Source organism: Exiguobacterium sp. EA-TM-5 (genome assembly GCF_053878415.1).
The window spans coordinates 2,096,251-2,108,582 of sequence record NZ_CM132670.1; the positions used below are offsets into that span (position 1 = coordinate 2,096,251).

Annotated in this window: 22 protein-coding genes; 5 read left to right on the forward strand and 17 right to left on the reverse strand. The window is 39.8% G+C overall.

The window, feature by feature from the left end; genetic code table 11:
• Positions 1-18: 18 nt before the first annotated feature.
• Positions 19-396, forward strand: a complete 378-nt coding sequence (locus ACV3PA_RS10925; RefSeq protein ID WP_456124711.1) for a VOC family protein — start codon at positions 19-21, stop codon at positions 394-396.
• A gap of 83 nt (positions 397-479) precedes the next feature.
• Here ACV3PA_RS10925 and ACV3PA_RS10930 read toward each other — a convergent pair whose 3' ends face one another.
• Positions 480-935 (reverse strand): hypothetical protein, encoded by a 456-nt coding sequence (locus ACV3PA_RS10930; protein WP_456124712.1) that lies wholly within the window; start codon positions 933-935, stop codon positions 480-482.
• Positions 936-1,235: 300 nt separating this feature from the next.
• Between ACV3PA_RS10930 and ACV3PA_RS10935 the strand changes: the two genes are divergently transcribed.
• Positions 1,236-1,475 (forward strand): hypothetical protein, encoded by a 240-nt coding sequence (locus ACV3PA_RS10935; protein WP_456124713.1) that lies wholly within the window; start codon positions 1,236-1,238, stop codon positions 1,473-1,475.
• A gap of 34 nt (positions 1,476-1,509) precedes the next feature.
• Here ACV3PA_RS10935 and ACV3PA_RS10940 read toward each other — a convergent pair whose 3' ends face one another.
• Positions 1,510-2,121: a DUF3885 domain-containing protein gene (locus ACV3PA_RS10940; RefSeq protein ID WP_456124714.1), complete on the reverse strand. Its 612-nt coding sequence runs from the start codon at positions 2,119-2,121 to the stop codon at positions 1,510-1,512.
• A 128-nt stretch (positions 2,122-2,249) separates the two neighbouring features.
• On the opposite strand from ACV3PA_RS10940, the gene ACV3PA_RS10945 reads away from it, so the two are divergent.
• Together ACV3PA_RS10945 and ACV3PA_RS10950 are read left to right on the forward strand one after the other, a co-directional pair.
• Complete coding sequence (locus tag ACV3PA_RS10945; protein ID WP_456124715.1) at positions 2,250-2,717, forward strand: GNAT family N-acetyltransferase; 468 nt, start codon at positions 2,250-2,252, stop codon at positions 2,715-2,717.
• Positions 2,718-2,792: 75 nt separating this feature from the next.
• Positions 2,793-3,473, forward strand: coding sequence for a hypothetical protein (locus ACV3PA_RS10950; RefSeq protein WP_456124716.1), 681 nt, complete (start codon positions 2,793-2,795; stop codon positions 3,471-3,473).
• A 22-nt stretch (positions 3,474-3,495) separates the two neighbouring features.
• Here ACV3PA_RS10950 and ACV3PA_RS10955 read toward each other — a convergent pair whose 3' ends face one another.
• From ACV3PA_RS10955 to ACV3PA_RS10995, 9 genes are all read right to left on the reverse strand, one after another.
• On the reverse strand, positions 3,496-3,819 hold the full coding sequence (locus tag ACV3PA_RS10955) for a DUF3784 domain-containing protein (RefSeq protein WP_456124717.1): 324 nt from the start codon (positions 3,817-3,819) through the stop codon (positions 3,496-3,498).
• 374 nt (positions 3,820-4,193) lie between these two features.
• Positions 4,194-4,871: a hypothetical protein gene (locus ACV3PA_RS10960; RefSeq protein WP_456124718.1), complete on the reverse strand. Its 678-nt coding sequence runs from the start codon at positions 4,869-4,871 to the stop codon at positions 4,194-4,196.
• A 123-nt stretch (positions 4,872-4,994) separates the two neighbouring features.
• On the reverse strand, positions 4,995-5,300 hold the full coding sequence (locus ACV3PA_RS10965; protein ID WP_456124719.1) for a hypothetical protein: 306 nt from the start codon (positions 5,298-5,300) through the stop codon (positions 4,995-4,997).
• 90 nt (positions 5,301-5,390) lie between these two features.
• Positions 5,391-5,960: a suppressor of fused domain protein gene (locus tag ACV3PA_RS10970; protein ID WP_456124720.1), complete on the reverse strand. Its 570-nt coding sequence runs from the start codon at positions 5,958-5,960 to the stop codon at positions 5,391-5,393.
• A gap of 88 nt (positions 5,961-6,048) precedes the next feature.
• Positions 6,049-6,705, reverse strand: a complete 657-nt coding sequence (locus ACV3PA_RS10975; RefSeq protein WP_456124721.1) for a hypothetical protein — start codon at positions 6,703-6,705, stop codon at positions 6,049-6,051.
• Between the two features lie 98 nt (positions 6,706-6,803).
• Entirely contained in the window at positions 6,804-7,184 is a 381-nt protein-coding gene (locus ACV3PA_RS10980) for a DUF5412 family protein (RefSeq protein WP_456124722.1), read from the reverse strand.
• Positions 7,185-7,226: 42 nt separating this feature from the next.
• Positions 7,227-7,622 carry a hypothetical protein gene (locus ACV3PA_RS10985; RefSeq protein ID WP_456124723.1) on the reverse strand — a complete coding sequence of 132 codons (396 nt, stop codon included), beginning with the start codon at positions 7,620-7,622 and terminating at the stop codon, positions 7,227-7,229.
• A gap of 31 nt (positions 7,623-7,653) precedes the next feature.
• Positions 7,654-8,112, reverse strand: coding sequence for a hypothetical protein (locus tag ACV3PA_RS10990; protein ID WP_456124724.1), 459 nt, complete (start codon positions 8,110-8,112; stop codon positions 7,654-7,656).
• A gap of 27 nt (positions 8,113-8,139) precedes the next feature.
• Positions 8,140-8,268, reverse strand: coding sequence for a hypothetical protein (locus tag ACV3PA_RS10995; protein ID WP_456124725.1), 129 nt, complete (start codon positions 8,266-8,268; stop codon positions 8,140-8,142).
• A gap of 133 nt (positions 8,269-8,401) precedes the next feature.
• Between ACV3PA_RS10995 and ACV3PA_RS11000 the strand changes: the two genes are divergently transcribed.
• Positions 8,402-8,905, forward strand: a complete 504-nt coding sequence (locus tag ACV3PA_RS11000) for a DUF2199 domain-containing protein (RefSeq protein ID WP_456124726.1) — start codon at positions 8,402-8,404, stop codon at positions 8,903-8,905.
• Positions 8,906-8,940: 35 nt separating this feature from the next.
• Here ACV3PA_RS11000 and ACV3PA_RS11005 read toward each other — a convergent pair whose 3' ends face one another.
• The 6 genes from ACV3PA_RS11005 to ACV3PA_RS11030 form a co-directional block, all read right to left on the reverse strand.
• Positions 8,941-9,375: a hypothetical protein gene (locus ACV3PA_RS11005; RefSeq protein WP_456124727.1), complete on the reverse strand. Its 435-nt coding sequence runs from the start codon at positions 9,373-9,375 to the stop codon at positions 8,941-8,943.
• 30 nt (positions 9,376-9,405) lie between these two features.
• Entirely contained in the window at positions 9,406-10,158 is a 753-nt protein-coding gene (locus tag ACV3PA_RS11010) for a hypothetical protein (protein ID WP_456124728.1), read from the reverse strand.
• A gap of 7 nt (positions 10,159-10,165) precedes the next feature.
• Complete coding sequence (locus tag ACV3PA_RS11015) at positions 10,166-10,333, reverse strand: hypothetical protein (RefSeq protein WP_456124729.1); 168 nt, start codon at positions 10,331-10,333, stop codon at positions 10,166-10,168.
• Positions 10,334-10,347: 14 nt separating this feature from the next.
• Complete coding sequence (locus tag ACV3PA_RS11020; protein WP_456124730.1) at positions 10,348-11,352, reverse strand: DUF2716 domain-containing protein; 1,005 nt, start codon at positions 11,350-11,352, stop codon at positions 10,348-10,350.
• 21 nt (positions 11,353-11,373) lie between these two features.
• Complete coding sequence (locus ACV3PA_RS11025; protein ID WP_456124731.1) at positions 11,374-11,760, reverse strand: hypothetical protein; 387 nt, start codon at positions 11,758-11,760, stop codon at positions 11,374-11,376.
• An 86-nt stretch (positions 11,761-11,846) separates the two neighbouring features.
• The gene (locus tag ACV3PA_RS11030) at positions 11,847-12,329 is read right to left on the reverse strand and encodes a DUF2691 family protein (protein WP_456124732.1); all 483 of its coding nucleotides are present in this window, start codon (positions 12,327-12,329) and stop codon (positions 11,847-11,849) included.
• Positions 12,330-12,332: the final 3 nt, after the last annotated feature.

Consider the following 12,332-nt stretch of genomic DNA (forward strand, 5'->3'; position numbering starts at 1 on the left):
AAGAAAGGATGAGTAAAAATGAAGATTGAACACATCGCTCTCTGGGTGGAAGACCTTGAAGGAATGCGTCAGTTCTATGAAACGCATTTCCATGCGACAGCAGGAGAACGGTACCATAATCCGACGAAAGGCTTTACATCCTATTTCCTGACTTTCTCGAGCGGTGCGCGACTTGAGTTAATACAACGGACGGACATCACGGAAAAAGCATTGAACACACTTGGCTATGCCCACTTCGCCTTTTCACTTGGAAGTAATCAAGCAGTTGACGACTGGACGGATCGGTTACGAGACGCAGGGGTAACACACCTTGACGGTCCACGGACTACGGGGGATGGTTATTATGAGAGTACGGTCGCCGATCCAGAAGGTAATGTGATTGAGTTGACGTTTTAAAAAATGAAACGAAGCAATTCCTCATTCTAATTAGAGTGAGGGATTACTTGTTGACCGATGACTGTTCTATTATTTTCTTCAAGTTATTCTGTGTCTTGATGAACCGACTTATGACGATCAATCAATTGCTCAAAAACGAGAAGAGATCCCACTGGGTAAAACAGTAAGAATAGTATTTTTAATAAGATCTCCGTATCTGTCCACTCTGAAAACGATGGCAGCAGACCGAATAAAATAAGATACAATAAAGTCAGAATTCCTCCTACCAGCATATGAAGAACGATTGACCACCTTCTCTTATGCTTTTGCTGACTTACGATATACTCAATCCCTAAGGATACCGGTGTCCCGATCCCTAGAAAAATCAGACTAGTGTAAAAGACCGTCACGACATAGACCTCGATTAAAACGAATATCGTCATAAACAGATTTTCCTCGACACTTCCAAGATTCACTGGATTCATCAGTAAATAGATGAATCCAAAATGAAGACTCATCAATAGAATTGCCTTCATTTTCTGCAATACTCTCTTTTTCATACATTCGTACCCCTTTCAATAAATAGTAAAAGACAGTAAGAATACCTATGACTTAGGTCCCTACTGTCTTTATTGTTCGATTCACTTTATATTAACATAATGCACGGACCTGTAAAACATTGACAACATTTAAACTTTCAGATCATGTTCTGCGTCTATCGATTAAAACGAACGATAATTTTGGATCGTCTATCCTTATGTGTGAATTGTAAAATCCTTTATAACCTAACATTTGTAATGATATGATAAAAATAAAACCAAATTATTACTATTTTTTAATCTTATAAGGGGGAATAGTCCATGCGAAAGTATCTTGGATGGATTTCGATTGGAATCATCATCTTTACTTTTCTATCGTTCAAATTCTTGCCGTTCAATGGTTTTTGGGGCACCAATTATATGTTGGCGGGTATAACACTCGCCTTAGTGACCGCCATTCTAAGTCTAAAAAACACGGGTAAAATTCTCGCGTTAACACTACTCACCTCTCTGTTGATCCTTTTCATTTTTTCAGTGATCGGCTTCTTAGCACTAGGTTAAGTATTTCGTGAAGCGATGAAGGTACGGTTTACGATCAACTAATATCATTACGATATGTATTCATAAACATGTTATACGTCTTTGTATCACCAAATAGAAGGAAACAACCGCGATCATCATAAAGATTCATGATGATATTTCGATCGACGTTCACGAAAAAGACTTCCGGATAATATGTATACGTTTGATGAAATCTTGGTTGTAGCGTTGGGAAGTCCTGATTGCATATCGCTTTGATTAACTGCTTGTATTCTAATGCTTTTTTGTTCGGTAATAAAACAGCATATTCGACCACTTCCTCTTCTTCATCCATCACTTTCTCTACATACTTTACTTTGTATTTATCTTCTTTACGCTTCAACTGACGAAGCACTTTAGTCGCTGTCTTTTGATAATATCCCCGTTCACTTCTCACGTGAGTGACTAAATAAAGTTGATCCTCCTCTCGGAATATATCCTCAAACATGGCAATCGATTTTTCGTACACCTGCTTGAAATATTCCTCATTAATTTCATCTGAATCATCCTTTAACTGATACAGATCCTTCACTAAGTCTACGTGAAATACTAAATTTTTTTTGACAAAGGAACGATCAAATAAATTCACTTTCCCATAATTTTTTTGCAAGTATTGTCCTAATTTCATTCTAGTTCTCCTTATTTTCTTGTGAATGATAATGTAACTACATGTATGTTTTGACTGACAGAGGAAGATATGTCTTTAACGCAACTATTCGATACTAATTCACTTACTTTAGGTGGGGGAATAAACTTATGATCATTGATACGCTTTTTAATCGTTCTGAATATCTAGAAGTTGTCGCTAACATGATTCATGTCGAATTCATTCAAAAGAAAAAAGGGACGACATCTTATGATAAAGTAAGAGCATTTTTAGACAAAAAATCAGATGAGTCGTATCCTGTGACATTTATCGCTTTAGACGATGTCACATGTGTTGGAACCGTATCGCTGTTTGAACATGACTTAAAGGAACGACCCGCCTATACACCTTGGCTCGCTTCTTTATTCGTTGAAAAAGCGTATCGAAATCAAGGTATCGCACAACAACTCATCGATCAATTAATCATTTACGCGAAGTCACGACAAATCACAACTATCTATCTAAAAACAGATAATGCTTCTGCGTATTATAAAAAATTAGGGTGGACACTGGTCGAAACGATTGAGACCAAGGACCCACCTCTACATATTTTTGCCTACAGTATTTTAGAAGCTTAGTACGCCCTAGTGAGCGACGAAAGCCATCCTGTAAAAATCATCTACCACATTGAGATAACAGAAAGGACGTTTTTTATGAATCTTGAAATTAAAAGCTATCTTGAAATTCCGCCTGAAAAAGAAGAGCTCGATATGTATCAAACCTATCCAGGATTCGTAGAGATGACCGATCTCATCGACAACGATGTCTTTAATTACGCTTTTGGTCGAGCTGGCGGATATCCTGCTGGAAAAGTCGTCTTTTGTATAGAGGGTGCACCTCTCCCTTTTAACACACACGTGAGCGAGCTATACCTGTTTTGGCATGCATTGATAAAAAGCGTATCTACAAACGATTTACATGACATCGAAAAATTCGATTGGTCACTTCCATATGAAAACGAAGAAATTTCTAACCATTTCATCCTTCGATTTTTCTATCGAAAAAAACTAGTAGAATTTCATTATCAAAATCAACTCATAGCTACCTTTTCACTAGAGACTTATAAAAAAGCAGTCCTACAGGGGTTTTTAGATTTCATGTGGCATACGAATCTGGAGTTCGAGACGATCGTGTATGATTCGCTAGGTGAGGAGATTGATTACGCGGCGATGCGAGAAGACATCGGAGACGATTTATATACATGTCGCTATATCTTCTTACAATTCATGAAAGAACTTTATCGCAAAAAAAATGATGATGTACAAACGTTAGTTGACTTCGATTTTAAGATTAGTCGGTCTTTTTCTAAATTACTTTATGATTTAAATGACTAAAGACTTACTGACGTGAACAGAGTTACATCCCTTTTTTAAATCGACCCTTCGTATTCGCATAGACGCCTGCAAAAATGATAAAAAACAAAAGTAGAACGAAGCCTACTATAAATAGAAACGAATACCCAGATATCTCACTGAATGCGATCAGTAATAGGCTAAAACTAATCCCATACATCATCTTACCCATGAATTTACATAGGGCGACTTCGTCATATGTTTCCTTTTTACTATCTGACATCGTATTATATCCTGCAAGCAATGAGGCGCCCTTTCCTCTTGATAAAATGATAGCAAACACTACCATAGGGACTAGGATCACAAAATAAACGATGGATTCGTTCAAGACCATCCACTCCTTTCATTTATTTTAAAAGATGTCGTGTTACTTATTCATTTACGTTTTACGATCAGTCTGAGTTTCAAAATAATATTAAGTACACTACCACAGTAATACATTGATTTTAGTATATGATCGACAGGAAGATCGTCTGTATACCTTTATTGATTCTATCCGCGTGTAAGGAAGAACAGTCAAGTGATCAAGTCCGAGCAGAGACCATGGATGTTTGCAACAGAAGACGCTCTTTTAAATAAGGTATCCCTACAAGAATTTTTTCAATAATTAATAATTAATGTAGTTCTTTTGTTAAACTTTCAAATTCACGAGCTCCGTTTAATCCTAGAACATATGAGTCATCATATTGGAGGGTATTAAACTCACTCATTGTCTGACCAGTTAAAACCAATCTCAGCAAAAAAGATTCTGCTCTCTTCAATGCCTTCTAAATCTCTCGTATCTAATGCTTGGATATCCATCTGTGATAAAGTACTGACTTGTAAGGGATTTTCTATTTTTATGTGATATAGTTTTTTCAGTAGCGCTAGCTGCGGTTCTGTGAGTTCATAGTACTCTTCCCAATATTCTAGTCCAGTTTCGAAATCCAATGACTGGATCTCTAACAGACTTCCTCCTCGTTCCATCAATTCTTCATATGGGTGACTAGAAAATACTCTGTGATCATCTCCCCACACGATTGTAGTGACGACTGGAGTCACCACCCCATCAACATCATCTAGTAGATAGTGAAAGGTATCGTTTATAGCCATTTGCTTTACTTTTTCTGATGCTTCGATTAGCAAATCGCTCGCTTCTGCAGTCTCTTCAAAAAAATCTTCGTTTCGAAACCCCGCCATAAAAATATCTTGTCCAAATGTTACAGTTCCTCTACAGCCTTGACCATCATTCGTGCTGTAATGATCACCATCCCAAGAGTGCTCATAAGTAAAATCGGGGTTATTCGCGACAAAGATAGCGTGAGCGATTGACGCAAGTATACATCCCTGCCATATGTTTTGATGATTCCATCCATGGTCCATGAGTTGATTCTTTTTCATTCATACCTCCTGTTTTTTAATACAGTTGCGAAAATTCTTCTCTTTTAAGGGACGAATGCTATATTGCTTGCTTTTGTAAACCAACTAAATAATTTACTCTGATTGTGCGATATACCCAAAACTTTATTTGAAATTTTTTCTACACTTCTGATGATAGTTGTTCTCAATATGTTGGAGTTCCTTCACCCAGTCGCGAATATCTTCCTCACAATGAAGATATTCGGTAGGACTGTTGAGCATATCCATTCCATACACTTTCGTTAAGCCTTGAAAAACTAAAATATCGTAATCTGTAGTCTCCCAACCTTCTTCATTCTCTGATATCATCATCCATTTATAAGCCCATTTTAAAACTTCTTCCCTTGAAAGTTGATTTTCTAAAACCAATTCTAATTTCGATATGATGTCACGGATGTTGGGCGTCTTCATTTGATTCTCCTTTACCTTCTAGAACTTCTAAAAGTTCCACTGAGATCGTGTAGATCGATGTTTTACTTTTAAATACCTATCAAGAATTACCTACACTAATGGCTTACGATTAAAATCTACTAATTCATCCATCTCAAACAAAAGATCTTCGAATCGATCCGCTCCGTGCTTTTCAATGTATTTCTCCTCGGACTCAAAAATTGGTACGAACCATACTGGCAATACGGTATCTGGCTCGTCTCCAACATTAGAATCTGTTTCAAAGAGGCAGAAGGATTCATCAAAATATATAGGACTTGTGACATAGACGGATGAGAATTGATACTTTTCAAAGATTCCTTCAGGAAGCGGATAGTATTCTGCTGCATCAAACGCGTTTCCTGATCTCATCGCGTATTCAGCTAATTGCCAGAGTAGAAAAATGATCTCATCCTGAACGTCTAGTTGTTCCGCTGACATCATTAATTCTTGATGCATCAGTGAACCATCTTCCAATTGAAGTGGATGAAAAAGTAATCCAAGGGATGCAATCGTATAAGTTTCCTTGAATGGTGCATCTTTGAATTTCAAGATTTGAACATGTTTCTGCTCAAGCTCTTCAATTGGAAATGTTTCCGTGAATACTCCACAATATTTTTCTAAATGATCAAGATAATTCATTAAATAAACCTCCATTAAAATGTATGATTATTTGCTTCTACTTGCTCCGCTCGTATTCAAAAATCGCCCACGGAAACCATAAGACCGATTATATCGCCTCACCTAGTTTATTGCAGTAATTCGAGTAACGATCTGCTTCCTCTAACGTATGGATCAAACCGCGACTATTTAACGAAAAATTAAACTTTTGACTGAAATCACGTTCTAGCCCGTTACATAAATAGGAATGAAACAATCCCGAGTCAAAGCCTAACACTTCGTAGCCGATTTTTTTGCCACCGTCCATGTCAGAGCTGAGATGCCCGGATAACATTTTTTCGACTCCATAAGCCTCAGGATTTTTACTACTGAAAGCCGCTACATCTTCAAGAAAATCTACTTTATACTGTTCTGGTAAGCCGATGCATATGATGCGTATATCGGGAAGATGATGTAAGAAACGATTTAAGAATGCTTTCGCAGCATCTAAGTTAGAAAACACTTGAGGAAACAACACATCATCAGTCTTCCGATGTTCTTCTATCCATTGTTCGAGTAACTGAAAGGAGTTTAGAGAAAGACCGAGTTGCTCCATATAGCGCTCTTTCTTTACTTCCGATTCTCCCCATAAGATACTGGTATCAGGATAGTGCGTACAGATACATTCACTTACAGATAGAATGGATTTTTGAACAACCGTCTTATCCATGTATTCTTTTCGAGGGGTAGGCTGAATAAGATAATATCCTGCAGATAGGTAGTTCATGATCTGCCTCCTTATCATGAAAAATGAATTCAGTGAGTGTATGTAATAATGGATTTGATATTCTAATTTGCTGAATGCTTACAAACACTATGTTTCTCTTAATCCGCCTCGTATATCCCCTCTCTGAAGTCATACACCTGACTCCATACTTTAATTTTTGTGCCATTGATCGTCACCGTACCTTTTGTCCACTTCACTTCTTTTATATCTCGACAAGGATATTCCCAGTATATTCTGCGCTTTTCTCCGTCCTTGTTCTCCATGATACCGAGCATCGCAAAATCTACTGTCGCACCACCATTTGCGCGGTAAAAACGAATCGTATACGCTTGATCGGGCGATGTACTTTTTGAGATATATTCTTCTTTTGGAACAACATTGATATCAACTAAGAAAAATAGTCGATAGATCATCCACACGACATATATAGAAAGACTTACACCTGCTATGATTCCAGTAATCTTCAGCTTTTTTCTCACTTTTTAAAACTCCATTTTTCATATTATTCAACATTCAATCGCTCAGTCGCCCCAAAAACAAATCAACGCATTCTGATGGACAGACGCGATACACATCCGCTTCAGCAACTCTAAAAATTGATGAAGTTCCAGCACTCGTTTGTCTGACTGATGCATCAACCAAGGCTCACTCGCATAATAATTCGCTTGACTCATCAACCATGCTTCCTTCGGTATGCAATACCGTTGAATAAGCAGCTCACAAATGCCGATCAACTCATTTACTTCACTCGCCACAAACAACTTATCGGTGTAAGGATCGAGATTAATTAAGAGATCGCAACGATTGGATGTACTTGAGAAGTCTTCTCTTAAAAAGCGTTGGACGTGGCTCGCATACCATAGCATCTCTGTTTCTTCTACAGGCATCTCTTTTAAACTTGTACTAATTCCAAACATGATGTCCTCCCTTATATCATCCGTCCGGATGTCAATCATAGTAGTCGATGCCATCTCCTTTTGGAAGAAACGCTTTGACTTTGTCTTCAGTATTAAAACAAGCTTCATTCGAAAACAGATAATAGCCCATGAAATCATGCTCCATCGTGATGAACGACCGCTCTTTTGTCACACGAATGACTGGAACGATACGTTCTTTTTTGAAAAACCATCCTTTGACCATTTTCCGCTCAAACGTTAGGAGATTCGTAAACGATATGAAATAAAAATCGTTTACTGCCGCATACCAATACGTTTCGTCCAGCAGACGCTCAAGTTCGCTCGCATCGTTCACTTGAACGCTATATAAAGGACTGCTCTTATCTGGTTGAATCTTTGTATAGCATAAGTTTTCCTTCTGAAAAAACGGCTCCACCTCTTCATTGGTAAAACCACCACCGAACGTAACAAATAACGGAAAGCGATTCAGACGCATCAAAAAATGCTTCAAGACTCGATTTGAGTCCCCCTGATAGTCTCATTTCTCTTCATTCGGAATACAGCCCATTGAATAAATCGACTTAATAGAACCTGGTTGATCAATGTCGAGATAACGCTCTTTGATCACTTTTGCATGATTTTGATGTTCTTCGATGTAGATGTGCACGTTAATCCCCTCACTTTCGTTGGATTGTCACGGTCGTGTCAGGATTGTTAGTAAATTGATGCTAGACTATAGTTATGGTCTTTACTTATATTCGACCGCAAGCCATACATAACTCCACTTAGAGGTGATTTTGATGAAACGACTTATGCCGTGCACCATCTGTGGCGAAGGCCACGAAGAACTCCCGACCGAGTATGAAACGCTCGGACCGGTTTACTATGAACAAATGTCTGAGAAAGAAAAAGCGACAAAAAGTGAGATGCACGACTTGTGGTGTGTGCTAGAACTGGATGGTCCGCATTACTTCGTAAAGGGAATTCTTGAACTTCCGATTGCTGGACAAGACGAACCCTTCTGGTGGATCACATGGGTGAGCCTGAGCCCAGACAACTTCGCTCGATTCAACGAGGAGAAACGTCAACGGATTGAAGAGCCGATGTTCGGTTGGTTCTCAAGCGATTTACCGGCTTATCCAGATACCGTTAACTTAAAAGTGATGGTCCATGACGAAGGACCTGATCAACTTCCCTTCTTTGAGCTCGAGCCGACGGATCACCCTTTGTCGATCGAATTCTATTCTGAGATGACACTTGCACAAGTCCATACCATTGCAGATATCGTCTACGCACAAGAGTGAATCATCTAAAACGAAGCCGCTGTGATCAGCGGTTTTTAGTTTTTACTCTGTTTCGTGATTAAAATATGGGTTCTTTCAGGAATCTCAATATCTTCTAACTGATCAAGTTCTAAAGATAGTGTCATACTTTTTACTTTTGGATAGTACTCTTCCCCAATCCAACACGTATACAGTTCGAACGATTCACCCTCATCTAAGAACTCGTTCATGAGCGTAAACAGATAACGTAGCTTTTCCTTTGACTCCATTGAAACTAAGGAATCAAAAGGTTCAATGATCTCGATTCCCCAGTGACTTGAAATTTCATACACATACCATTTATGAAAATGTCTCGTTTTCACTTCATACAGACAGTCTTCATCTGCAAAACACGGTCCTATATAGAAGGGAAGTGCTTCATCTTCATCGTCCAAATTAAGATACTTTTCAGGAATTTGTCTCTCCATACAAATATATGACGCTAAGCTCATTATGCTTCCTCCTTATGTGTGATGTTTCCATCATTTTTTTAAAAATGTCTCTATATCGTCCATCTTTCCAAAATGCGCAATTTTTCCATTCGTACAAAAGTGATCGAGCATGCCAAATCGATCCGTTGCATCACGGGTCACGATGAAGTTGTATGCCATCATTAACGAGAATTCAGATATGAAGTGCTCAAGCGTTTGCTTTGAGGGACGCGAAGACTTCCCTGTCCTCACTTCTTTTCGATTCAGCAAGTATATCAGATGGTCTTCAAATACCGCTTGCCAATTGGTATCGTGCAATGTCATCACGTGAATCGAATCATCATTTTCTAAGACACCTCGACCACAAAAGACAACCTCGACCGGAAACATGGCGCGTGGTAAGATCGCATCGAAAAAATTGTCATATTCTGTACCTGATTCATCAAGCTCCTCATATGCGACTCCATACATCGAGACACAATCGTTCATGACCCGGACGATTCCTTGTCCTTGTTTTTGGATGATGAGCGTCACTTCTGCTTGAGTCTCCATTTCCTGCTGTTCGATGACAAGATGTTCGAGAAATCTGTCAAGCTGCGCGGCGTCGGTCATGATGAAATGGGACTGGACCGTCCAATCCGAAAAATCGCCGATGTTTGGATTCTGCTTGAGTGGTCGTTCTAGTAACTTTACTTCAAACGGATGCGAATGTTGACTTATTTGAAGACGAACGAGTTCTTGCCAATCGTCGCGTGGTAGCAGTTCCCGGAACACATCGATCCATTCGTCTCGTTGAAATCGCATTCTATTCTTATTTTCCATCTTTAATCTGACCTTCTAGTTTGCTACAGAGGTAGCCCACGATATGTTCATGCGTCGTCCGTTCTTCGAGATCATCATTGTCGACTAATTCATTGATTGTCTCCGAGATGACCTGCCATAATGCCGTTCCTTGATACTGGTCGTATGGTGTTCTCACTTTCTATCCTCCTTTTATCCTCTTAGAATTTCATTCATAAAAATCTCTGTTCCTTGGAACGCAGAGATCATGTCTTCTCCAAACAACGTGATACTCCCCTCCCACGGATGACCGAGATATCCCCAGCGGAAGTCGCGAGCGATGAAAAAGGAATAATCGCCATCTGGAACGGCTGGAATCATCCAGTCTCCTTCTTCATTTCGAAGAAACGGACGTCTTGGGTCAATCCAATATCCTTGATGATTCCAATCGAGTGCCATAACGCGTTCTCCGTCAACGGTCAGCTCAGTCAGAATACGTTTTAGCTCCCGCTCGATCTCTTCTCTTTTCTCATAATCCACTTCGTATGTAATGAACGGACTTGGGGCATGGAAGGATGGAAAAACCGTCGTACTAGGCGAGAATTGAAATTGTTGATCGATGACGTGCCATATCTTCTTATCCTCCGCTTGCGTCACCGGAATCCAGCTCCACGGTTTCCCCTCACCAATCAGATCAAATGCTGCTCCTTCAGGATACAGAACGGTGTACACTTCTCCTTCTTGTACTGCAATTTTTGGTTCGTCTTGTATATCGCGTGCTTTCATTTCTTCAAAGATCAGTGCGACTGCTGCCTCGACATCAAGGACATAGTAAAAGATATTTGTCGTACCACTACCAATATCTCCTCCTTCGCAGTATCCGTTCCCCATATGAAGTAGACCATCATTGATTACTTCTTCCATCATGTGACGTCGCTCGAGCGCTGCTTCTTCTTGACCTTTCTCATAAGAAAACTGAACGACCAGTCCCGTATAATCTGTCTCGTTCAGCTCGCGATAGCCTTGACGTTCAAACGCTTCGACCAGCCGCAATATCTGTACACCTAATCGTTTGAAGCGAGAAATGCGCATCTGTTTTACGTCTTCTGCTTTCACCCATGCTCCAACGATTCCTTCGTGCTGCACGATGATGCGTCCCTCGGTATAGATTGTTTGGTAGAGCATAACGGAGCCGTTTTGTTTTATTAGTTGGATCATGATTGGTTTCGCTCCCTTCCATCACAATGCGTGCAAGTCATGATCTTCTATGTAACCTAAAAACGACTCTTGCAATTCACCGTCTGTCTCTACAGTCTCGACCGGATCTCCTGTTCCGTCGACTCGGACAAGTGCCAATTTCGCTTCAAGCTCAGATCCACTTAGTCCTGAACTCCCATCGATGATGCCAAATACATGGGAAACCGTATCGATGATCGTCTGTTCAATCATCTGTCTCATCCGTTTTTGATCCGCTTCGCTCAACTGCTGGTAAAACGCGATACAGGCAGTATAGGCATTAACACTTGGATCGACTTCTTCTTCGTAGATGTCCTTATAGTCCGCCATACCTTCTTTAACAACCGTTCGATAAACTGCTTGAACGAATTCTTCCAACTCTTGATTCATGATTTTCTCTCCTTCATTAATACCCAGCAGTTCATCCCTCTTGTCTTAAACGCTGAGCGTTTACATCTGTTCGTCAGAACTACTTCTTATTCTGACCATACCGACAAACGGGTGCGAGGATCATTGTCATCGGTCACCCACTCGATTCCGGTATATCCACGTTTTACGGCGTTCTCATAGAACGCTTCGGATACGTGCTGTTCCTTACAATAGATATCGACGTATGTACAGTCATAAATCAATATCGCGATGTGACAATTGCTTTCCTGAAACCATTTATAAGTCATTCCCACTTCTTCAGTCTGACCACTTTGAAATGCAAACAATTCAGCAAAGATCAGGTAATTGCTAGGACCCCTTAGCCATTTCGCTAGTTCACGTCCTGTCACGTTCTGATCGACCGAAAACTCTTCTAAACTGTCATACAACTCCCCGTCCATGGTTTGGATTGGAAAATCAAAATTACGAAGAAACCAATCATACGCTTTCATTTCAATCGCACTTAATATGTCGAGTAAGATACGCCCCGGTTCATTCGGGATTTCAAATGACACACCACGCAGACTCATCGA

Excerpts from the sequence above, each read along its gene's own strand:
- ACV3PA_RS10925 (WP_456124711.1), top strand. The coding sequence starts at position 19 with ATGAAGATTGAACACATCGCTCTCTGGGTGGAAGACCTTGAAGGAATG.
- ACV3PA_RS10930 (WP_456124712.1), bottom strand. The coding sequence starts at position 935 with ATGAAAAAGAGAGTATTGCAGAAAATGAAGGCAATTCTATTGATGAGT.
- ACV3PA_RS10935 (WP_456124713.1), top strand. The coding sequence starts at position 1,236 with ATGCGAAAGTATCTTGGATGGATTTCGATTGGAATCATCATCTTTACT.
- ACV3PA_RS10940 (WP_456124714.1), bottom strand. The coding sequence starts at position 2,121 with ATGAAATTAGGACAATACTTGCAAAAAAATTATGGGAAAGTGAATTTA.
- ACV3PA_RS10945 (WP_456124715.1), top strand. The coding sequence starts at position 2,250 with ATGATCATTGATACGCTTTTTAATCGTTCTGAATATCTAGAAGTTGTC.
- ACV3PA_RS10950 (WP_456124716.1), top strand. The coding sequence starts at position 2,793 with ATGAATCTTGAAATTAAAAGCTATCTTGAAATTCCGCCTGAAAAAGAA.
- ACV3PA_RS10960 (WP_456124718.1), bottom strand. The coding sequence starts at position 4,871 with ATGAAAAAGAATCAACTCATGGACCATGGATGGAATCATCAAAACATA.
- ACV3PA_RS10965 (WP_456124719.1), bottom strand. The coding sequence starts at position 5,300 with ATGAAGACGCCCAACATCCGTGACATCATATCGAAATTAGAATTGGTT.
- ACV3PA_RS10970 (WP_456124720.1), bottom strand. The coding sequence starts at position 5,960 with ATGAATTATCTTGATCATTTAGAAAAATATTGTGGAGTATTCACGGAA.
- ACV3PA_RS10975 (WP_456124721.1), bottom strand. The coding sequence starts at position 6,705 with ATGAACTACCTATCTGCAGGATATTATCTTATTCAGCCTACCCCTCGA.
- ACV3PA_RS10985 (WP_456124723.1), bottom strand. The coding sequence starts at position 7,622 with ATGTTTGGAATTAGTACAAGTTTAAAAGAGATGCCTGTAGAAGAAACA.
- ACV3PA_RS11000 (WP_456124726.1), top strand. The coding sequence starts at position 8,402 with ATGAAACGACTTATGCCGTGCACCATCTGTGGCGAAGGCCACGAAGAA.
- ACV3PA_RS11005 (WP_456124727.1), bottom strand. The coding sequence starts at position 9,375 with ATGAGCTTAGCGTCATATATTTGTATGGAGAGACAAATTCCTGAAAAG.
- ACV3PA_RS11010 (WP_456124728.1), bottom strand. The coding sequence starts at position 10,158 with ATGCGATTTCAACGAGACGAATGGATCGATGTGTTCCGGGAACTGCTA.
- ACV3PA_RS11020 (WP_456124730.1), bottom strand. The coding sequence starts at position 11,352 with ATGATCCAACTAATAAAACAAAACGGCTCCGTTATGCTCTACCAAACA.
- ACV3PA_RS11025 (WP_456124731.1), bottom strand. The coding sequence starts at position 11,760 with ATGAATCAAGAGTTGGAAGAATTCGTTCAAGCAGTTTATCGAACGGTT.
- ACV3PA_RS11030 (WP_456124732.1), bottom strand. The coding sequence starts at position 12,329 with ATGAGTCTGCGTGGTGTGTCATTTGAAATCCCGAATGAACCGGGGCGT.